The sequence below is a fragment of the Nocardiopsis protaetiae genome (assembly GCF_045446735.1).
In the GTDB taxonomy this organism is placed as follows: Bacteria; Actinomycetota; Actinomycetes; order Streptosporangiales; family Streptosporangiaceae; genus Nocardiopsis; species Nocardiopsis protaetiae.
The window spans coordinates 44,139-63,947 of the sequence record NZ_JBJJBV010000001.1; the positions used below are offsets into that span (position 1 = coordinate 44,139).

Annotated in this window: 20 protein-coding genes; 10 read left to right on the forward strand and 10 right to left on the reverse strand. The window is 71.8% G+C overall.

Going from position 1 to position 19,809, the window contains the following annotated elements; translation table 11 throughout:
* Window positions 1-47: 47 nt before the first annotated feature.
* Window positions 48-1,316 carry an MFS transporter gene (locus ACJOT3_RS00185; protein ID WP_406967410.1) on the reverse strand — a complete coding sequence of 423 codons (1,269 nt, stop codon included), beginning with the start codon at window positions 1,314-1,316 and terminating at the stop codon, window positions 48-50.
* A gap of 319 nt (window positions 1,317-1,635) precedes the next feature.
* Here ACJOT3_RS00185 and ACJOT3_RS00190 point away from each other — a divergent pair, with 319 nt between their 5' ends.
* Window positions 1,636-2,463, forward strand: a complete 828-nt coding sequence (locus ACJOT3_RS00190; RefSeq protein WP_406967412.1) for an alpha/beta fold hydrolase — start codon at window positions 1,636-1,638, stop codon at window positions 2,461-2,463.
* Between the two features lie 569 nt (window positions 2,464-3,032).
* Here the strand turns inward: ACJOT3_RS00190 and ACJOT3_RS00195 are convergent.
* Genes ACJOT3_RS00195 through ACJOT3_RS00205 form a run of 3 tightly spaced genes read right to left on the reverse strand, consistent with a single transcriptional unit; the run spans window position 3,033 to window position 5,628 of the window.
* Window positions 3,033-3,332 (reverse strand): hypothetical protein, encoded by a 300-nt coding sequence (locus ACJOT3_RS00195; protein ID WP_406967414.1) that lies wholly within the window; start codon window positions 3,330-3,332, stop codon window positions 3,033-3,035.
* The gene (locus ACJOT3_RS00200; protein WP_406967416.1) at window positions 3,329-5,065 is read right to left on the reverse strand and encodes a hypothetical protein; all 1,737 of its coding nucleotides are present in this window, start codon (window positions 5,063-5,065) and stop codon (window positions 3,329-3,331) included. Before ACJOT3_RS00200 ends, ACJOT3_RS00195 begins: the two co-directional genes overlap by 4 nt.
* 8 nt (window positions 5,066-5,073) lie before the next feature.
* The gene (locus ACJOT3_RS00205; RefSeq protein ID WP_406967418.1) at window positions 5,074-5,628 is read right to left on the reverse strand and encodes an ATP-binding protein; all 555 of its coding nucleotides are present in this window, start codon (window positions 5,626-5,628) and stop codon (window positions 5,074-5,076) included.
* 264 nt (window positions 5,629-5,892) lie between these two features.
* Between ACJOT3_RS00205 and ACJOT3_RS00210 the strand changes: the two genes are divergently transcribed.
* The 6 genes from ACJOT3_RS00210 to ACJOT3_RS00235 all read left to right on the forward strand — a co-directional run bounded on the left by ACJOT3_RS00210 (window position 5,893) and on the right by ACJOT3_RS00235 (window position 9,466).
* Window positions 5,893-6,783, forward strand: coding sequence for a helix-turn-helix domain-containing protein (locus tag ACJOT3_RS00210; protein WP_406967420.1), 891 nt, complete (start codon window positions 5,893-5,895; stop codon window positions 6,781-6,783).
* A complete protein-coding gene (locus ACJOT3_RS00215; protein ID WP_406967422.1) occupies window positions 6,770-6,892 on the forward strand; it encodes a DUF397 domain-containing protein in 123 nt (40 codons plus the stop codon). Before ACJOT3_RS00210 ends, ACJOT3_RS00215 begins: the two co-directional genes overlap by 14 nt.
* A gap of 20 nt (window positions 6,893-6,912) precedes the next feature.
* On the forward strand, window positions 6,913-7,086 hold the full coding sequence (locus ACJOT3_RS00220; protein ID WP_406967424.1) for a DUF397 domain-containing protein: 174 nt from the start codon (window positions 6,913-6,915) through the stop codon (window positions 7,084-7,086).
* Between the two features lie 324 nt (window positions 7,087-7,410).
* On the forward strand, window positions 7,411-8,064 hold the full coding sequence (locus tag ACJOT3_RS00225; protein ID WP_406967426.1) for a hypothetical protein: 654 nt from the start codon (window positions 7,411-7,413) through the stop codon (window positions 8,062-8,064).
* Window positions 8,061-8,498 carry an ATP-binding protein gene (locus ACJOT3_RS00230; RefSeq protein ID WP_406967428.1) on the forward strand — a complete coding sequence of 146 codons (438 nt, stop codon included), beginning with the start codon at window positions 8,061-8,063 and terminating at the stop codon, window positions 8,496-8,498. The genes ACJOT3_RS00225 and ACJOT3_RS00230 overlap by 4 nt, the downstream gene beginning before the upstream one ends.
* Before the next feature lie 92 nt (window positions 8,499-8,590).
* The gene (locus ACJOT3_RS00235; RefSeq protein ID WP_406967430.1) at window positions 8,591-9,466 is read left to right on the forward strand and encodes a hypothetical protein; all 876 of its coding nucleotides are present in this window, start codon (window positions 8,591-8,593) and stop codon (window positions 9,464-9,466) included.
* Between the two features lie 69 nt (window positions 9,467-9,535).
* Here ACJOT3_RS00235 and ACJOT3_RS00240 read toward each other — a convergent pair whose 3' ends face one another.
* Window positions 9,536-9,976 carry an anthrone oxygenase family protein gene (locus tag ACJOT3_RS00240; RefSeq protein ID WP_406967432.1) on the reverse strand — a complete coding sequence of 147 codons (441 nt, stop codon included), beginning with the start codon at window positions 9,974-9,976 and terminating at the stop codon, window positions 9,536-9,538.
* A 91-nt stretch (window positions 9,977-10,067) separates the two neighbouring features.
* Here ACJOT3_RS00240 and ACJOT3_RS00245 point away from each other — a divergent pair, with 91 nt between their 5' ends.
* Window positions 10,068-10,646 (forward strand): TetR/AcrR family transcriptional regulator, encoded by a 579-nt coding sequence (locus ACJOT3_RS00245; protein ID WP_406967434.1) that lies wholly within the window; start codon window positions 10,068-10,070, stop codon window positions 10,644-10,646.
* A gap of 83 nt (window positions 10,647-10,729) precedes the next feature.
* On the opposite strand, the gene ACJOT3_RS00250 is transcribed toward ACJOT3_RS00245, so the two are convergent.
* Complete coding sequence (locus tag ACJOT3_RS00250; protein WP_406967436.1) at window positions 10,730-11,710, reverse strand: protein kinase family protein; 981 nt, start codon at window positions 11,708-11,710, stop codon at window positions 10,730-10,732.
* 153 nt (window positions 11,711-11,863) lie between these two features.
* Between ACJOT3_RS00250 and ACJOT3_RS00255 the strand changes: the two genes are divergently transcribed.
* On the forward strand, window positions 11,864-12,505 hold the full coding sequence (locus tag ACJOT3_RS00255) for a hypothetical protein (RefSeq protein WP_406967438.1): 642 nt from the start codon (window positions 11,864-11,866) through the stop codon (window positions 12,503-12,505).
* A 107-nt stretch (window positions 12,506-12,612) separates the two neighbouring features.
* Here ACJOT3_RS00255 and ACJOT3_RS00260 read toward each other — a convergent pair whose 3' ends face one another.
* The 4 genes from ACJOT3_RS00260 to ACJOT3_RS00275 all read right to left on the reverse strand — a co-directional run bounded on the left by ACJOT3_RS00260 (window position 12,613) and on the right by ACJOT3_RS00275 (window position 18,003).
* Entirely contained in the window at window positions 12,613-13,215 is a 603-nt protein-coding gene (locus tag ACJOT3_RS00260) for a hypothetical protein (RefSeq protein WP_406967440.1), read from the reverse strand.
* Window positions 13,215-15,758, reverse strand: a complete 2,544-nt coding sequence (locus ACJOT3_RS00265; protein ID WP_406967442.1) for a TPR repeat domain-containing protein — start codon at window positions 15,756-15,758, stop codon at window positions 13,215-13,217. The genes ACJOT3_RS00260 and ACJOT3_RS00265 overlap by 1 nt, the downstream gene beginning before the upstream one ends.
* 78 nt (window positions 15,759-15,836) lie before the next feature.
* Window positions 15,837-16,178 carry a hypothetical protein gene (locus tag ACJOT3_RS00270; RefSeq protein WP_406967444.1) on the reverse strand — a complete coding sequence of 114 codons (342 nt, stop codon included), beginning with the start codon at window positions 16,176-16,178 and terminating at the stop codon, window positions 15,837-15,839.
* A gap of 223 nt (window positions 16,179-16,401) precedes the next feature.
* Complete coding sequence (locus tag ACJOT3_RS00275) at window positions 16,402-18,003, reverse strand: OmpA family protein (RefSeq protein WP_406967446.1); 1,602 nt, start codon at window positions 18,001-18,003, stop codon at window positions 16,402-16,404.
* Between the two features lie 146 nt (window positions 18,004-18,149).
* On the opposite strand from ACJOT3_RS00275, the gene ACJOT3_RS00280 reads away from it, so the two are divergent.
* Window positions 18,150-19,766 (forward strand): molybdopterin-dependent oxidoreductase, encoded by a 1,617-nt coding sequence (locus ACJOT3_RS00280; RefSeq protein WP_406967448.1) that lies wholly within the window; start codon window positions 18,150-18,152, stop codon window positions 19,764-19,766.
* The last annotated feature ends 43 nt before the right edge of the window (window positions 19,767-19,809 follow it).

The following is a 19,809-nucleotide window of genomic DNA, read 5'->3' on the forward strand; positions in this document are numbered from 1 at the left end:
CCGCCCTCACCGCGTTATCCACAGGCTGCGGGCGGCCGCTCCCCGGCTCAGTCGCGGAGGCCGTCGGGTACCGGTGCCCTTGTCGACCGGGCGGCGGCCAGGGTGTGGGCCCCGCCCACCGCGAGGGCGGCGAGCACCAGCGCCACCGCCGTCAGCACCGGGCCGCGCGCGCCGGTCGCGGTGTAGGCGATCCCGCCCAGCACCGGCCCGGCGACGGCGCCCAGGTTGAGGGCCGCCGTCGCGAACGAGCCGCCCATGGTGGGCGCCCCCGCCGCGTTCGCCATGATGCGGGCGATGAGGGTGCCGCCCACCGCGAACGACAGCGTTCCCAGGAGCGGGGTCAGGGCGACCACCGCGACGGGGTGCGCCGCGGCGACGGCGAGGACACCCCAGCCGAGGGGCAGCGAACAGCCGCCCCAGGCGAGCAGCGGCCGCCAGTGCCGGTCCGCGAAGCGCCCCGACACCCGAACCCCGGCGAAGGCCCCGGCGCCGAAAAGCGCCAGCACCGCCGGCACCACCGACGGCGGCAGTCCGGCCGTGTCCGTCACCAGCGGCGCGAGGTAGGTGAACACGCAGAACGTCGCACCGTTGACGAACACGGCGAGCAGCAGCGCGACCTGGAGCCGGAGGCGGCCGAGCACCGCGAACTCGGCGGTCAGCCGTGGGGCGACGGCGCGGGGCCGGTCGTCCGGGTCGGTGCCCGGCTCGGTGCCTGGAACGGGCTCGTCGCCGCCTCCCGGGGCCGGGTCCGTGTGCGGTCCGGTGTCGGCGATCCGGCCCGGGGTGGCGGCGGCCACCGCGATGAGCGCGGGCACCGAGACCGCGGCCACCGCCCACAGCGCGGCGCGCCAGCCGAACCCGGCCCCAAGGACCGCGCCCAGCGGAACCCCCGCGACCAGCGCCAGGGTGGTGCCGCCGAGCACCACCGCCAGCCCGCGGGCCCGCAGACCGGTGGGCACCACGGCGGCGACCACGGCCAGCGCGACCGCCAGGAACCCGGCGTTGGCCAGCGCCGCGACCACCCGGGTGGCGAGCAGGACTGCGAAGTCGTCGGTGAGGGCGCCCACGACGTGGGCGGCGGTGAACAGGCCGAGGAACCCGGTCAGGGTCCACCGCGGCGGCCACCGTCGGCCCAGCGCGGCCATCGCGGGGGCGCCGACCACCATGCCGACGGCGAAGGACGAGGTCAGCAGCCCCGCCTGGGGAATGGAAACGCCGAGGTCGGCGGAGATGGCGGGCAGCAGCCCGGCGAGCATGAACTCCGAGGTGCCCTGCGCGAAGACCGCGAGGGCGAGCATGTACAGCAGAAAGGGCACGGGTGTCTCCCGAGTGCGTCGTGTGAAGGGACGGCGGGCGCACGGCACCGCCGGAGTTCACGAGCGCAGGGGAAACGGACCCCGCGACGGGGGCCTGGATCTCGACCGACGGCTGAGCGCGTCGGCGGCGTCACGTGCCTACCGGCGGACCGGCGGCACGTCTCTGGACGCTTCGGGAGAGGACATGGCAGCGAATCTATCCGACGCCCCGGTGCCGGTGTCCACCCGTTTTCAGGAGGCCGCGCCCCGGCCCGAAATCCCTGAAATCCACCCTGTGGACAACCCGTTTCCGCCCCCTCCCTTCCGGCACCCTGAAGTCATGGAACTGACGGAGATATTCGAATGGCACGGACACCGGATCGCCTGGGGGAGCGGGGGTGCGGGGCCGCCGCTGGTGCTGTGCCACGGCACGCCGTGGTCCTCGCGGCTGTGGGCGCCGTTCGCCGACGCGCTGTCCCGCGACTTCACCGTGTACGTGTGGGACATGCCGGGGTACGGCGCCTCCGGCAAGGATCCGGGGAACCCGGTCGACCTGGGGGTGCAGGGCGAGGCGTTCACGGCGCTCCTGGACCACTGGGGGCTGGACCGGCCGCGCGTCATCGCCCACGACTACGGCGGCGCCGTCTCGCTGCGGGCGGCGCTGCTGCACGGCGCCGTGTACCTGGCGCTGTGCCTGGTGGACGTGGTGGCGCTGCGGCCGTGGGGGTCGTCGTTCTTCCGGTTGGTCAAGGAGAACGCGACGGTGTTCGCCCAGCTGCCGGACGCGGTGCACGAGGGTGCGCTGCGGGCCTACATCGCGGGGGCGTCCCACCGGGGGCTGCGGCCCGAGGACCTCGACATGCTGGTCGGGCCCTGGCTGGGCGAGGAGGGCAAGGCGGCGTTCTACCGGCAGATCGCCCAGGCGGACGAGCGGTTCACGGAGGAGGTGGAGCCGCTCCTGGCGGAGCTGCCGTTCCCAGTGCACATCGTGTGGGGCACGCAGGACACCTGGATCCCGGTGGACCGCGCGCACCGGCTGCAGGCGGCGATCCCGGGCAGCACACTGTCCCTCATCCCGGAGGCGGGGCACCTGATCCAGCTGGACGCACCGGTCGCCCTGGCCGACGAACTCCGCCGCTGGTCGACCACCCGACCACCCACGCCGTAAGCCGGGAACGCCACGGTCTCGCAGCGCCTCCGGCAGGGCGCGGCCACCCGCACCGCGCGGCCCGCGGCGGCGGACACACCGGAGCGACGCGCAGCGCGTGGACGTCGGCGGCCGAAAGAGGTGGCGAGCAGCAAGAGGAAAAAGGTGCTCTCCCAGAACAGCGCCCGATAGCGGCGGGCTACGCCGGAGGCCTGTCGGCGGGCACGCAGAACCGACGTACGGCACACAGAAACCGGCGAGCCGAAGGAGGTGGCAAGTAGCGGCGGGATACGTCGAGGGCCTAGCGGCGGTGGGCACGCCGGGGTGACGTACGGCGCGCGGAAGTCGGCGGCCGAAGGAGGTAGCGAGCAACAACGGGAGAGGAGGTGCTCTCCCAGGTCAGTGCGCGGTAACGGTCAGGATGCGCCGGAGGTCTGTCAGTGACGGGCACGCCGGAGCGACGCGCGGCGCGTGGACGTCGGCGGCCGAAAGAGGTGGCGAGCAGCAACAGGGAGGAGGCGTTCTCCCAGGTCAGTAAGCGGCAGCAACAGGGATGCGCCGCGGGCGGGGCCCGGCCGGGGCCGGTGGGTTCAGCGACGTGCGGGATGGAGGTGGTCGATGGCGGAACGAGGTGCGGGCTCGGTGTGAAGGGTGCGCAGGGTGTCCACGAGGCGAAGGATCGCCTCGGTGTCCTCCGCGGTGCCCTCGGCCAGGTCGTAGACCATCTCCAGGGAGGCGATGACCTCCCCGAGGGTGGGCTGCGCGATCGGCCACTCCCAGCCGGTCGTTCGTGTGCCGGTCTCCCGGTGCACGGAGCCCCGGGCCGTGGTGTCGCGCCTCTCCTGAAGCATGAGCAGTGCCTCGTGCACCGATGCGGGCTCGGTCCTCACGATGCCGAACCTCCGATCACGCGCTCTTCGACCCCGACGGCGCCCCACACCTGCGGCGGCGTCTCCTCCCAGGGGATCACCACCGCCCGGGGCCCGCTACGCGGGCCGCGCAGCCGAGCCGTGACGACGGCACGGTCCGGGTCGCCGCCGAGGCCGGCACGCCGCAGTGCCGCCCTGGACGCGACCCTGGAACCGGCACGCGCAGGAACACCGTCGGGGCGGTCGCCGGTGCGCGCGGCCGCAGCCGAGGGTGCCACGACGCCCTCGGGCCCTGTGCCTGCCTGCCCGGAGACAGTGCCGGAGCCGGTGCCTTCACCCGCGAACGTGGGTGCGGGCACGGAATTGGCGGGCGCGAGGGCAGGCACGGAGGCGGCGTCCCGGGCGGCGTCGCCAGCGGCGGGGCCGGGTGCCTTCTCGCGAGCGAAGCCGGTGAGCGCGGGGACGGCGTTCCGGAAGCCATCGTGGCCAGCGACGGAACCAGGTGCATCCTCGCGGCCGAAGCCGGTGAGCGCCGAGGCGGCGTCCCGGGAACCGACGTGGTCAGCGGCGGGGCCGGGTGCACCCTCGCGGTCGGAACCCGCGTGCGCGGATGTGGTCCCGGCGTCGGCGAGCTTGGGAACTGCACCAGGGGCGGCGCCCTGGGCTGTGCTGCGGCCAACGGCGAACGTGGGTGCGGGCGCGAGGTCGGCGTCCCAGGCGTCGCCACCGCCAGCGGTGTGCGCGGGTGCGGCCTCAGAGGCGAAGCCGGTGCGTGCAAGCGCGGGGACGGCATTCCGGGCGTTGCTGCCGGTGGCGTGCGCGGACGTGTTCAGCGGGACAGGGTCCGTGTGTGCGGGGGCGGTGTGTTCTCCGGCAAGGACGGTGTGCCCTCCGGTGGAGGTGGGAACGGGCTCGGGGGTGGCGCTGCGGCCGATGGCGGGCGTAGCCGCGCTCGCGAGGGTGTGGCTCGCCTGCTCGGGGGCGGCCTCGGCGACGGCATGCGCACCCACGGACATGGGTGCGGTCGCGAGGGCGGCGGGCCGGGCGTCGCCATGACCTGCGGCATGCGCGAGAGCGGGCACGCGGGCAGCCTCTTGGGCGGCGGCGCGGCCAGCTGCGTGCGCGAGGGCGGCCTCCTGGGCGGCGCGGCCAACGGCGGCCATGGACGTGGCCTGGTGGTTGAAGTCGGCATGCACTGGGCTAGTGCCGCGGTCGGCGGCGGGCGTGGGGGTGGAGCCGCGGTGTGCGAGGGCGGTGCGCTCGCCGCTGGGGGCGGGAATGGTGTCGGGAGATGCGTTCGGGGAACGGCGGCCGGCGGCGGATGCGGGCTTTGCGGCGCCCGAAAAGGCAGCGGGTTCGGGCGGTGGGGGGAGGGTTTTCAGGCCGCGGCGCTGGTCGGCGGTGGGCATGGCACCGGTGCCGCCGGGGGTGGTCGGGCCCGCGTCGTCATGGGCGGCGGGGTCCGCCGGGGTACGCGGCGAGGCCGGACGGCGGTGGGCACCGACGTTCCGGGGGGTGTCGCGGGGTGTCGGTGGCCGTCCCGCTTCGAGGCCGTGTTCGGCCTCGCGCATGCGGTCCATCAGCCCCTGCGGCGTGGGTGCACTCTGCCAGCGGACCGTGGCGGTCCCCTGGTAGAACGCCACGTACGCGCGCAGGGCCGGGGCCCACATCACCGTCCACGTTCGACCCGCCTCGGCGTTGAGCCGCCGGGCCACCTCGTACTGTTCGCCGTCGTCGGCGCGGTTCCAGGACATGGCCGGGCTCACCCGCGATCCAGCTCGAACCACACCGTGGTCCGCCCGCCCTCGGACAGGGTTCCCCACCTGTCCGCCTGCAAGGCGACCAGCCTCAGCCCGAACCCGCCCTCCCGGTCCAGGTCCTGTTCGCGCACATGCGGGGTCTGCGCGGCGTCGCCGCGCGGACCCTGGTCGGTCACCCTGACCTGTACCCGCCCCCGCAGCCGATGCAGTGTCACGGCGACCCTCCCCCCGGGAAGCCCGCTGCGCGTGTGCCGAACGGCGTTGGTGAACAACTCGCTGACCAGCCCCTGGAGGATGTCGGTCTGCGCCTCGGGCAGCAGCGCGAGCGCGGAGAGCTGACGGCGCAGCACCGCCGTCTGCTCGGCGACGCCCGGAACAGTGATCGAGTGCCCCAGCTCCCCGCTCTCGACGTCCACGAGGATCGCGACCCGGTCGCGCGGGTCGACGGTCCGGCGCGGCAGCGGCACCTTGTTCGGCGGCAGGGAACAGGGAGGCCGCGGCACCACTTCCTCGATGTCGTCACTGGAGGCCGTGTGCCGCTCTCGACGGGGTTCCATGCGGGTCACCGATCCCATCTTGTGTTCTTCCGCCTTCCGCATCGTTGTCCGACGACGCCAAGAACCACCCAAAAGAACCGAGAAGGGTACAAAGACCCTTTCGGTTACCGTGCGCCTTCGTGACAACACCATGGGGTAGCCGTTCGAGGAATGGCCAGCGAATCAACCACAGGGACAACATTTCGGTGAATCGGTTGCGGACGGTTGAGAGAGCGTTGCATCGTGGTTATCTCCGGTTTCCCCCCTCGCTTGAACAGGTGACGAATGACGGATCGCCGCAAGCCCGAATGGGCCAGGGTGGGCAAGGAACTCAAGGCCCTCCGTCGCAAGGCCAAGCTGACCCAGGCGGAGCTCGCGCCTTACGCCAGCGTGGTTGCCGCGCACGTGTCCGCTTGGGAGAACGGCAAGCGCGGCATGAGCAAGGACCAGGTGGCCCTCCTCGATCAGGCTCTGCAAGCCAACGGCCAACTGGTCCGCACGTGGGAGAGAAGCCAGGAGACCGAAACCATCCCACCCTGGTACAAAAAGGTCCCGAAGCTGGAGCAGAAATCAACCGAGCTTCGTGAGTATCAGTCCCAGATCTTTCCCGGCCTGATCCAGACCCCTGAGTACGCCCGCACCACGATCCGTGACTCCCTACCGTGGGCCAGCGCCACCGTGGTGGAAGAGATGGTACTGGCGAGGCAAAAGAGGCAAGAGATACTTATGAGGGACCACCCTCCGCTAGTGTCTATCGTGGTAGAGGCGTTCGTCCTAGACCTCATCATGGGGGACGAAACTACCCAAATCGCCCAGTTGGACTGGGTCCTCCAGCTTGTCGAGGAAGGCAGGATCCGCTTCCAGGTCACACCTCCGCGATCCCACTATCACCCCGGGACCGCAGGCCCGTTCCGGATCTACACCTTCCCCGACAACCCGCCGCTGGCCTCCGCCGAGTATGCGAGCGGCGAGGTGCTCATCGACGATCAAGAGACCGTGCAGAAGTGCATGACCATCTTTGGGCTCCTGCAAGCCGAGGCACTGTCCATGGGCGCCAGCGTTGAATTTGTCAGGAAGGTCAGGGAAAGCATTGAAGAGCAGGCAAGTGCGCGGACAGCTGCCGTGGCACAAGAGCAGCTACAGCTCAGGCCAAGGGAGCTGCGTGGAGGTAGCTGAGGGGCAGAGCGTCCTCGTCCGGGACACCCAGAACCGCCCCCTCGGACACATCGACTACTCCGCCGAAGCGTGGGCATCCTTCCTCCAGGGCGTGAAGACTCGCGCCTGAGCCCGAGCGAGAGGATCGCCGTGGAGAAGTGGCACAAGAGCAGCTACAGCTCTGGTGAAGGCAGTTGCGTCGAGGTCGCCGAAGGGCCTCTCGTCCTTGTCCGTGACACCCAGAACCGCCCCCTGGGCCACCTCGACTACAACCCCGACGCCTGGACCGCGTTCCTCCGCAGCGTGAAGACTCGGGCCTCCTAGGTTTCAACCCCGCTTAACGGCCGACCGGTACCCGCCGGTCGGCCGTTTTTTCTTGCCCGACCCCCAGAAATCACATTCCGGGCATAAACCAACCAATACTCATGAACTTCGGACACTCCGCACCACTCCACCCACCTGCGGGAACACAGTTCCGAACATGCCCCCGAAAAATCTCCCCGATCAGGCGACATCCGCCCCCGATTCGGCTATAGCCTGCTCCTGAAAACAACGCCACATGTCCTCATACGGCAGTGGCCTCGCGACGCCTGTATAGCGCCCGAGGCCGTGGCCGGCAACTTCACCTTCAACCCAAGGAATGCCAGCGTGAGCCAGTCTAGTGCTGCGCTTCTCGGCCGTGCCCTGCGCATGGTGGGAGCGCTGTTCTCCCTTCCCCGTGGCCGCCACACGCGGCCCACCCTCTTCGGGTTCCGCCGCAGGTCCAGGCGCGTCCGCCGCTACGCCGAGAACCCGCCCCCGGCCCGGCGCAGCACCCTTCACCTGCCGCATTCTCGGCCCCGCCCCCACCCCGGGCCCCGCCTCGCGCCGCCGACCTCGGTCTTCGACGCCTCCGACGTCCCCCTGGTCCGGCCCTACTACACCGACCACGAACGCCGCCGCGCCGACCACGCCGCCGACCGCGCCCAGGCCGAGGCCCTCGCCCGCCTCTCCCGCTGGTCCGGGGCGGAGAACCGCGCACCCCACTCCCCGACCGCATCCGCGCCCGTGCCTGCGCCCGGCACCGTCGGGCTGCCCAAACGCGAGCCCAAGCGCCCCCCGACCTCCCGCGTTCCGGCCCCGCGGCTGCGCCCGGACCCCCACCCGCCCGGCGACCTCCTCGCCCCGGCTCCTCCCGCTCCCCCGGCACCCAGCCTGCGCGAGGTCGCCGCCGACATGGGCGACCTGCGGGCGGCGGTGCGCACCTGGGTCGCCCAGCGCGAGGCGCAGGAGGCCCGCCGCGGCCTGGAGATGGGGGTATGACCACGCGCCTGTGGCCGCACCGCCTCTACCGCGGTTCCCTGTCCGACCTCGGCCGTATGCGCCGTGACCTGTGCGAAGACCTCCCGAACCTCGACGCGGAACTGCTGGACACCCTGCTCCTCTGCGGAAGCGAGATCTTCGCCAACTGCGTCAAGTACTCGGCCTCGGGCCATGACGGCGGCCACATCATCCGCACCCTGCGCCGCCAGGGCGGGTTCCTGCGCCTGGGGTTCACCGACGACGGCCTCGGCGGCACGACCCCGACCGTCCCCCGATCCCGCACCGCGGACGAGTGGGCCGACGCCGAGGGCGGCCGCGGCCTGCTGCTGGTCGAGGAGTTGTCCACAGCCTGGGGATATCGCCCGGTCTGCCCGTGGGGCGACCTCGGCCACCACACCTGGGCGGCGTTCCCCCTCCCGGCCGCCGCCCGCTGAAGCCGGTGGCCGCGGAGCCGGACGGCTTCCCCGCGTTCGGCCCCGCGGTCACCTCCCCTCCCTCACCCAGCCACGAACGACAAAGGAGCCCGATGCCCAGCCGATCCCACGAGATCCCACTGCGGATCGTGCAGAACAGGCCCGAAATGGTGCCGGTCCTGCTGCGCGAAGCCCTGGGATACCCGGTCCCCCACCACACCGAAGCGGTCCTGACCTCTTCGGTGCTGACCAACTGCGACCCCAAGGAGTGGAACGCCGACGGGGCGGTCCTGCTCCGCGACGGCGACCGGCCCGTCCTGGCCGTGGTGGTGGAGCGCCAGAACCGCCGCGACGACGGCAAGCGCTTCAGCTGGCCCGCCTACCTGGCCACCCTCTACGGCCGACTGGAGTGCCCGGCCGTGCTGGTGGTGCTGTGCCCGGACGAGCCGACCGCCCGGTGGTGCGCGCGACCGATCGAGCTCGGCCACCCGGGGTTCACGCTGCGCCCGCTGGTCATCGGCCCGAAGCAGACCCCCATCGTGGTCGACCCGGCCCAGGCCCGCGCGCTGCCCGAACTCGCGGTGCTGTCGGCGCACGCGCACGGAGACCATGACGCCCGGGTGTTGAAGGCACTGGTGGAAGCCCTGGATTCCGCCGGTGGGAAGAACCGTCCGTTCTACTATGACTATGTGCTGGCCGGCCTCAACGAGGCGGCTCGTAAGGAGCTGGAGGGCTTGATGTCCGTGGAAACCTACGAATGGCAGAGCGACTTCGCCCGCAAGTACGTCGGCATCGGCCGCGAAGAAGGCCGCGAGGAAGGACGTGAGGAGGCTGCCGCCAACAGCGTTCTCCGCATCCTCAACAAGCGGGGACTGACCGTCTCCGACGACGTCCGCGCACGGATCGAGTCCTGCGACGACCTCGACACCCTGTACTCCTGGGTGGACAAGGCCATCGACGTCACCCGCGCCGAAGACCTCTTCGACTGATCCGACCGCCCCGGACCCACCGAGCGCCCCTCGCCGAGCGGGGGGCGCTCCGTCGTGCCGCTCCCGGGGTCAGGCGGCGACCAGCAGGGCGAAGGCGGCGATGATGACGGCGACGCGGATGTAGTGGAGCCGGTCCCAGCGGTTCATCTGCTGCTTCCAGTCGGCGGGCCGATCGTCCGGGGTCCACGTCCTGCCCCGGTTGTTGATCGGCACGAGCAGCAGGACCGACATGATCACGCTGACGAGCAGCAGCGCGCCGGCGGTGATGACGAGGCCGGTGCCGTCGTGGCCCCATGCGGCGATGGCCCAGAGCGCGACGAGGACGAGCGAGGTGATGTACCAGACCGGCATCACGGCGCCGAGCATCCGGCCGCCGTGGGAGCGGCCGAGTTGGCCGCTGTCCTCGGGGAGTGCGTCGAGGATCCGGTTGATGACGAAGGCGACGGAGAACTCCACGCCCACCATCACGCCGACGATCACGGTGGTGAGCACCTCCAGTGCGTCGAGCATGGCGACCCCTCCAAAAATCTAGCAACGCTAACCGATAAAGCAACGCTAGTACTGCCATCGCTTGATTGTCTAGCGGTGCTAGGATCAGATCATGTCGGTACAGGAACGCAAGCGGCGCGAGCGGGCCGAGCGCGAACGCCTCATCGTGGCGACGGCCCGCGACATCGCCGAGCGGCAGGGCTGGGACGCGGTCACCACCCGCCGGCTCGCCGAGCGCATCGAATACAGCCAGCCCGTCCTCTACAGCCACTTCCGCGGCAAGCGCGAGATCATCGGCGCCGTCGCCCTCCAGGGCGCCGCCGAGATGGCCGTGGCGCTGCGGGCCGCGACCTCCGCCGCGGACGGGCCGCGCGCCCGGGTCACCGCCCTGGCCCGCACCTACCTCGCCTTCGCCGCGGACAACTCGGCGGTCTACGACGCCATGTTCGAGCTCGACGGCGGCCTGGCCTTCGCGGACGCGGACACCCCGCAACCGCTCAAGGACGCCTTCGCCGCCCTGTTGGAGACCCTTGGCGAGGTCGCCGGGGACGGCGTCCACCCGGGGCTGTTCACCGAGGTGTTCTGGGCGGCCCTGCACGGGCTGGCCACCCTGACCCGGGCGGGGCGGCTGCCGCCGGGAGACGCCGAGTCGAGGGTGGAACTGCTGGTGGACCGGCTCGCCGTGCTCTGACACGCCACCCCGGCACCCGCGTGTCCGGCGCCCGCTCCCCCTGACACCCGCGAACCCGGCGGCCGCGCACCCGCCCGCCGGGCTCAGCCCGTGAGCCAGCCCACCAGTGCGCCGATGGCGATGACGGGCACCGCCAGGATCAGGACGTACGTCTCCAGGCGGTGTTCCAGCGGCCGCTCACGCCTCCCCCACCTGACGAAGGTGGTCCTCGACGCCCTCCAGTGTTCCGCGAACGCGGCGCGGCTCACCTCCCGCGGGTCCAGCCGCGGGTCGGCGTCGGCGCCGGTGAGCCGGTCCAGGAGCGCGGCGGCGGTCGGGCGCCGGTCGCGGTCGGGGTGCAGGGCGGCGCGGACGGGTTCCACCAGGTCCTCGGGCAGGCCGTCCAGCACGGGTTCGCCCTGTTCGACCTTGGTGACCGACCCCTCGCCGCCCTCCCCCGGGTAGGGGTTCCTGCTCGTGTGGAGCAGGGTGACGAGCACACCCCAGGCGAACACGTCGTCGGCCGGGTGGAGCACCTCGTCCGGGCCGACCTGTTCCGGCAGCCGGGGGTCATGCGTCCAGCGGACCGCCCGCACCGGGCCGGGTCCCACCCCGGTGTCGGCGACGACCGGGCCGCGTGCGCCCAGGAACACGGTGAGGGGGCCCAGGTCGCCGTGGGCCAGTCCCGCGGCGTGGATGTCGGCGAGCGCCTCGATCAGTCCCAGCGCCACCAGCCGGGTCCGGAGCGGTTCCGAGGCGGGGGTCCCGGGGAGGCGATTGCCGGGGTCGGAGAACTGGATGGGGGGAGCGTCCAGGTACGGGTGGGCGTACCAGGGGGATGCGGCGTCCAGGTCCATGTCGGCGATCGGCAGTACGCGCGGGGAGGAAATGCGCCGTGCCGCCGGCAGGTTCTCCCGGAGCGACCTGAGGTACCAGGGCGGAAGGGAGGTGTCGAACCGCTGGACCGTGAACCAGCGGCGGGAGCGGTCGGTCGCGCCGAAGCTCGTCCCGTGGACACTGAAGTACCTGCCCTGGATGGTGTAGGGGCCGATCTTCCACGGGTCCTTGAAAACGTTCACGGTCATCAGGGGCTCGGGCCTGTGCGTCTTTGCGCTGATGGGGGATGTATTCACTTTTGCCCCTTATGAGGATTCTCCGCGTCCCCTCACCCTAGCCAGCCGCCCCTTCACTGCCGATACCCCAAATCTCGAAAACCCCGGCGGATTAGGGTCGAAGGCATGCGCGGCATCCGGGTGATCCTCATCGGCGGCACGTCCCACACCGGCAAGTCCACCGCGGCGCGAACGCTCGCCGCGCGGCTCGGCTTCTCCCACGCCACCACCGACCGCCTGGCCCGGCACCCCGGACGCCCGTGGCGGACACCGGATCGCGAGGTCCCGCCCCACGTCTCCGAGCACTACGGCACCCTGCCCCTGGACGAGCTGATCGGCTCCGTCCTCGCCCACTACGAACGCCTGTGGCCGCGCATCGAGGAGATCGTCGCCGAACACGCCGCCGGTGACGGCCCCGGCCTGGTGCTGGAGGGGTCGGCGCTGTGGCCGACCCGGGTCGCGGGCCTGGCCGCCCCGCGCACGGGCGCCGTGTGGTTCACCGCCGCCGACGACCTGCTGCGCGAGCGCATGTACACCGACTCCGGCCACCCCGGCGCCACCCCGCGGGAGCGGCACCTCATCGAGGTTTTCCTCGCCCGCGCCCTGCGCTTCCAGGAGCTCATGCGAGCCGAGGTCGACCGCCTCCACCTCGCGGAACTCCCCGTCGACGCCTCCCGCACCCCCGAGGCGACCGCCGACGCCGTGCTCGCCGCCGTCACCGCGCAGGCCTCCCCGGGACGCACCGCGCACTCCCCACGCCCGACCTGACCGCACGCCCCCGGGGACCGCCGTCGACCGCCCGCGAGCAGCACGCGGCGCGCCATCGCCACCAGCAGCCGAACGGCCTCCCCACGGCCCGTCCCCGGGAGGCCCGTTCACGAACTCCCGTCACCGCAGTCGACGTAGTCGGCGATGTCCGCCCGGTACTCCTCGTGCGTCGCGAAGGCCCCGCCCTCCGCACCCGGGTAGGAGGCGACGAAGATGTCACCGGGCACCTCGGGGCCGCACCAGGTCACCGCGTTCTCCCGCAGGAAGTCCGCCAGGGCCTGGTCCACCTCCTGGAGCAGGGGGCCGTCACCGCTCAGCCCTTCCCCGAGCGAGGCGGACCACAGGTCCGGGTCGGTCTCCACCCGGACCCCCTCGCCCTCACCGGCTCCCTCCCCGTTCTCGTCCCCGTTCCCGTCCTCGACCAGGACACCGGCCTCGGCCAGCACCTCCCCCGGCCGGTCCCCCGCCTGGACGGTGACCGGGTCCGGGTCCTGCTCGGCGAACATGCGCTCCAGCGTGAGCGTCCGCACGGTCCGCAGCACCCACTCCGCGTTCGGGCCGCCCGAGGCCTCGGCCTCCGCGGGCGCGTCGGTCCCCGCGGGCGCCTCCGCCTCCCCGCCCCCCGGTGCGCACGCGCCGACGAGCAGCAGCGCGCCGACGGCCGACACCAGGCGCGGGGCCCGCGCACCCCACCACGATCGATAGGTCATCAGTCGTCCTCGCCTCCCCGGCGCCCTTCCTCCTGCACCAGGTCATAACGGGTGTTGTAGGGGGTCGCGAACTCGTTGTACATCGTGTTGCCGTTCGTCTGCTCCCGGTTCGACGGGTCGATCTGGGTGCCGTTCAGGGCCGCGTGCAGGGCGTTGGCGGCCTCGTCCGCGCCGCCGCCCGGCTCGTTCGTCACGTTCCACTTGCCGCGGTCGGTCTCGACCCGGATCGATCCGTCCTCCCGGTAGGAGACGATGCCGTACTCCTCCAGCTCCCGGAGCCGCTCCGGTCCCGGCCCCTGGACCACCGCCTCGTTCCCCGAGGTCAGGATGTGCGCGAGGAACTCCACCTGCTGGTTCACCCGGCGCGCCTCCTCGCTCTCGTTCCCGTGGCTGGGCACGTTCGGGGTGATCTCCACGTCGGACGCCGCCAGATGCTCGACGATGGCGTCCGAGCCCAGGTCCAGGCCCTTGTTGATGAAGGCCCCCATGACCGGGATCTTCTCCGCCAGGTTGCCCGCCTCGCCCAGGGCGAACCCGTACAGCTCCTCCCGGCGCTCCTGCGCGGTCTTGTCGTCGCCGACCCGGTCGTCGAGCTCCATGGAGATGCCCAGCTCGATGAGGGAGTGCAGGGTGGCGGGGCCGCGGGCGGCGAGCTCGGTGTCCCCGGTCGCGATGTAGAACTCGGTCGCCGCGTACTCGTACGCCGCCGCGGAGTTGATGACCCGGGTGGCGGCCGCCTCGTCGCCCATCAGGTACTGCATGTACGCGGCCCGTTCCTGGATGCCGATGTTGAAGGCGCCGGTCTTGGGGTTGTAGTCGCCCACACCGGTGATGAGCGCGTCGTTGTCGCCGCCGTCCTCGATGGCGCTCTCGGCGAAGCTCACGATGTAGGAGTCGAAGACCCCGGCGAACGCGTCCGCTAGCTCGGGGTTGAACTCGGTGAACGAGGCGTCCTTGCTGTCCCCCACGTCGACGCCGGTGTCGGTGAGCGCCTCCTGCATGTCGGCCGTGGTGACCAGCTCGACGAACCCCGCGGCGGCCGTCCCCGCGCGGTCGCGGACCGCGGCGTCCTCGCTGAGCGCGTCCTCGGCCACCCAGTCGATGAGCCCGCGCGCGGTGGCCCCGTCGTCGTGCCAGTCGTAGGTGAGCAGGCCCTCCACCGCGTTGGTGCGCTCGTGCGGGGCGAGCTCGGGCAGGCCCGGGATGCTCTCGCGGCCGCCCGGGTACTCGCCGGTGAGGACGTAGTGGTTGGCGTCCTCGTTGCGGGTGCCGACCTCCACCAGCGGGGCCAGCTCCTCCGACACCACCCAGCCGTTCTCGCCCTCGACGCCCCAGTAGTGCATGTACGCGCCCGCGCCCAGGGTGAGGTTGGTGGAGAACGCGTCGCCGCCCTGGAGTTCGTCGTCGGTGTACCGGAGCAGCTGCGACAGCGCCCGCGCGTCCTCCTGGTAGGTGACCAGGTGGTAGGGCATCTCGTCCTCGCCGGTGGAGTACAGGAACGGCCCCTCGGCGGCCCGGCGCACGCTCTGCGGCAGCAGCTCGTATCCGCCGCCCAGGTCCTCGTCGGAGAGGGTGAGCAGCCCGTCGCCGAGCACCCCCAGCGCGTGGGCGCGCTCCTCCCCGCTCATGTGGTCGCCGTCCATCCACTGCGGGACGGACAGGACGCCCGTGTAGTGGCCGCCGCCCTCCAGCTCCAGGTTGGTGTAGAACGCCTCCAGGAAGTCGATCTCCTCGGAGCGGAACCCGCTGCCGGTGTTCTGGGCCTGCTTGGCGTTGGTGCCGATCATCGCGATCATGAGCATCAGCTCGTCGTAGCGGTCGTCCAGCGGCTTGTCACCGGACCAGTAGGCAGCCAGCTCGGTGGACCACTCCCGGGCGTTCTCCTCGGTGAGGTCGCGCTGGTCGACGAGCATCGTGTACGTGCCCGGGTCGAGGTTGTAGAACGCCCAGTTCGCGTACCCGCCGTCGATGAGCCGCTGCACGTTGACCTTGGTGGCGCCCTGTTCCAGCATGTCGCCGATCTCCTCGGCGTGCTCCTGGTAGGTGTTCCACAGGGTGTCGAACCGCCCCTGGATGCTGGTGCGCTTGGCCACCAGCTCGTCGTACAGGTCCCGGCAGGTGTCCTCGTCGGTCCAGAACCAGCCGCCCTCGGGGTAGGTCGCCGTGATGTGGCTGGAGGCGTACTTGGCCGGGACCCGCCCCTCGCAGTTGGTGACGGCGGTGTTCCACTCCTCCACCAGCTCCTCGCGGCCGTCGCGGAACTCCTCCACGTGGTCGGCCCACATGTCGCTGACCTTGGCCGCGTAGGTCAGCGCGACGGCGGCGTCCACCCACAGCTGCCGGTCCTCGGCGGCCAGGCCGCTGATGTCCCAGGCCAGGATGCTGGTGAACTGCCCGGCGGCGCCGTCCAGGGTCGACTGGAGGTCCTCGGAGTCGCCCAGGACACGGGCGTCCAGCTCCTCGAAGTCGGTGGTCCGGGCCCGGACGAGGGCGGGGATCGCGTCGGTGGTGCGCAGGGTGAGGGAGAGGTCGAAAGAAGCCACGGGGGTTCCTCAGAAGGAGCGGGGACGGGGGGAGGAGGCCGGGATCAGGGGGAGGGGACCAAGGTCAGGGGACCGGGGTCAGTAGAAGTTGACGTTGCCCAGGCCGGGCGGCACGTGGTGGGTGACGTCGGCGAGCTCCTCGGAGCTCTCCAGGTCGTTGAGGGCGACCTCGCTCGCCCCCGCCTGGATGTTGTCGGCCAGCCGCAACCCGTGCGTCTGCACGTCCACGAACCCCTGGAGGTGGCGCTCGCGGAAGGACCGCCACCCGGCCTCCACGTCCTCCTCGCCCGCCACCCGGATCGCGTCGTCGACCGTCAGGTCGAACGCGTCGGCCAGCCCGGCCATCGCCGTGGCCAGCGCCTCGGCGTCCTCACCGCCCTGCCGCGCCTCGTTCGGATTCGCACCGGTTCCACCGCTCATCGCGGGACACCACCTTCGTCGCCAAGGGGACCACCGTTATCCGTAGATCGCGCGGAAAAGGTAGCAGTTGGGGTTTTCGCGCATGGTTACGGCTTCGTGATCACCGAACGGAGTACCGCAGGCACAGAAAACAGGCACGGAACAGGCACAGAAAAGGGGGCCGCCGGTGCGATACCGGCGACCCCCTCGCGTGCCCTGCCGGGCCCGCCCCGATCCAGTACTTCTAGTACTCGACCGGGATCTCCTCGAACTCACCGAACGGCCCGGCGCGCAGGGTCAGCTCCTCCACGCTCGTCGCCGGGGCCGGGAACACCGCCACCAGGTTGTAGGTGTTGCCCGGCTGGAGGACGTGCACCTCCTCGGCGAAGCTGCTGTAGCGGCCCTCGCCGAAGTCCATCTGCGCCACGTACCGCACGAGGCCGCTCTCCGGCTCGAACAGCTGGAAACCGCCCAGGGTGCCCTTGCTGAACTGCTCCGGTCCGCCGGCCACCACCTCCGAGCCGCCCAGCTCCGGCATCAGCGGCTCACCGGTGATGTTGGTGAACGCGACCGTGCCGATCACGTAGGCGCCGTCCCGGCGCAGCGGGTAGATCTCCAGGCGGATGCCGTCCTGCTCGCTCTCGGCCACCACCGAACCCGGGTCGTCGTCGTAGGGCGCGGGCCAGGTGACGTTGCGCTGGGCGGTGTTGAGGCCGTCGTCGTCGTACTCCTCGTCCTCCGTCGTCTCGACATCGGTGTTGAAGACGTACGAGAACTCCACGCGCCGGTTGCGGGCGCGGGCCTGCTCGTCGTCGGGGCCGCCCTCGCGGGCGATGGGCTCCCGCTTGCCGCGGCCCTCCACCTCCAGGTCGTAGCCCGGGCCGAGCTCCTCGGCCAGCAGGTCGCGGACGCTCTCGGCGCGCTGCACCGACAGGCGGTCGTTGTAGGAGTCGTCGCCGATGCCGTCGGTGTGGCCGATGACCGTGATGACCGGCTCGTCGGGGTCGACGTTGGCGGCCAGGGAGGTGGCGGCCCGGCGGACGACGCCCTCGGCCTCCTCGGTCAGGTCGGAGCGGTCGAACTCGAACATGACGTCGGAGTGCAGGGAGATGATCTCGCGGTCGCCGTCACGGGTGGTGGAGGCGATCTCGGAGTCGACGAAGCTCTGCACCCAGCCCTCGTCGGCGACGGCGTTCTCGTCCGGGCGCCGGTTGACGAAGGTGAGGTTCTCCCCGCGCGGCGGCGGGTTGTCGAGCGAGAGGTGGTCGGGGCCGTTGGGGCTCTCCGGGTCGGGGCGCTCCTCCTCGACGTCCTGGACGGGGATGCCGGTCATGGCGCCCAGGCCGCTGCCGACGAAGGTGACCTGCTTGACCTCGTCGGGAATGCGCGGGAAGTAGCGGACGTACTCGTTGGTGACGTCGTCGTGGACGGGGTAGAGGCCGTCCTGGTTGGGGCTCTCGGAACCGTACTTGAGGCCGTTCTCGTCGAGGAACTGCCGGTAGACGCGCCCGGTCAGGGGGTCGACGAGGGTGTGGGCCATGCTGAGGTTGCGGTTGGGGCCGTCGAAGTCGTCGAGATAGGTGATCTCGTAGTACATGACGGTGTACTCGTCGGTGCGCTCCAGGCCGGTGACGGCGAAGCGCATCTCGGTGTCCTGGCCGGTGTCCTGGAAGATGCGCCCCTCCCGGACGTAGGGGAACTCCTCCCTGACCTCGGGGGGGCCTGACGCGTTCCCGAACGTCTCGGACCACCAGTCCGATATGTCCGCGGTGATCGTGCAGCCACTGAGCAGGAGGCTGCCCGAGACCATGAGCGCGGCCGCGGCGAGGGGCGTCTTCCGCACCATGTGGGGGAACTCCGATCGTTGGGGAGACGACGTACGGGGAATATCCTCCTGCACTCACGGAGTCGAACCGACCGCGGTGCCCCACAACGGGCGGAAAGTCCGCCGGACCTGGCGCCGGGGCCGGGGGATGGGCGATTCTTACTGCTATGGCAGCTTCCGTCCGGCACCGTTCCGCGGGTCCGCTCATCGGCCTGGCGACGGCCGCCGCCGCGCTGGGCGCCGCGCAGCCGACGGCCGCGCTGCTGGGGGTGTCGCCGCCGGTGACGGTGGTGGCCGACGCGGTGGTGGACCACAGCCCGTTCGGGCTGGTGGCGTGGGCGATCGCGGTGTTCGGCCCGGCCGACAAGGCGGTGCTGGTCACCGGAATCCTGCTGGTGCTGGCCGCGGTGGCCGGCGCCGCGGGCACGCTCGCCCTGCGCCGCCCGGCCGCGGGGTACACGATCCTGGGCGCGGTCGCGCTGATGGGCCTGGCCGCCGCCTGGCTCCGCCGCACCGACGACCCGGGCGCCACGCTCCCCGTCCTGGCGGCCGCGCTGGCCGGAGCCCTGGCCCTGACCTTCCTCCGCCGTACCCTCCCCGCGCCCGCGCCCCCTGGGACCTCTGGAACCAGCGGGATGTCCGGGGGTTCTGGTGCCGATGGGGCGACTGTGGCTGAGGCACCCGAGACGGGTGGGGCGGCAGGGGCCGGCGGAACGGCTGGGCCGGACAGGCGGGCGGTGGTGGCGTCGGCGGGGGTGATCGCGGCGGGGGCGGTGGCGGGCGGGGCCGGGCTGTGGCTGCCGTCGGCGCTGCGGCGGACCGGCGGGCCCGACGCGCTGCGGCTGCCCGCGGCGGCCGACGCGCTGCCGGCGCTCGCACCCGGCACGGACCTCGGGGTGCCCGGGCTCTCCCCCTTCTTCACGCCCAACGACGACTTCTACCGGATCGACACCGCGCTCACCGTCCCCCGGCTCGACTCCGACCGGTGGCGGCTGCGGGTGCACGGCATGGTCGACCGCCCCTTCGAGATCGACCTGGCCGAGCTCCTCGACCTGCCCCTGGTCGAGGCCGACGTCACCCTGACCTGCGTGTCCAACCCGGTCGGCGGCTCCCTCGTCGGCAACGCCCGCTGGCTCGGGTACCCCCTCGCCGAGCTTTTACGGCGTGCGGGGGTGCACGCCGACGCCGACCAGATCCTCGCCACCTCCCACGACGGCTGGACCTGCGGCACCCCCACCGAGGTCGTCATGGACGGCCGCGACGCCCTCCTGGCCATCGGCATGAACGGCCGCCCCCTTCCCCATGAGCACGGCTTCCCCGTCCGTGTCGTCGTCCCCGGCCTGTACGGCTACGTCAGCGCCACCAAGTGGGTCACCGACATCGAGCTCACCCGGTTCGCCGACGCCAGCGCCTACTGGGCCGACCGCGGCTGGGCCGAGCGCGGCCCGATCAAGACCATGTCGCGCATCGACGTCCCCGGCGACTTCACCCGGGTCCCCGCCGGGGAGGTGACCGTCGCCGGGGTGGCCTGGGCCCAGCACACCGGCATCGACGCGGTCGAGGTCCGCCTGGACAAGGGCGCGTGGCAGCCCGCCGAGCTCGCCCGGGTCCCCGGCATCGACACCTGGGTCCAGTGGGTCACCGAGGTCGTCGTCGGACCCGGCATGCACGCGCTGGAGGTCCGCGCCACCGACGCCACCGGGTTCACCCAGTCGCACGTCGAGGTGGAGACCATCCCCGACGGCGCCGAGGGCCGGCACTACCTGAGGTTCACCGCCGAGTAGCCGCCCCCGGAGAACCCGCCCGAAAAAAATCCGTCCGGAGACC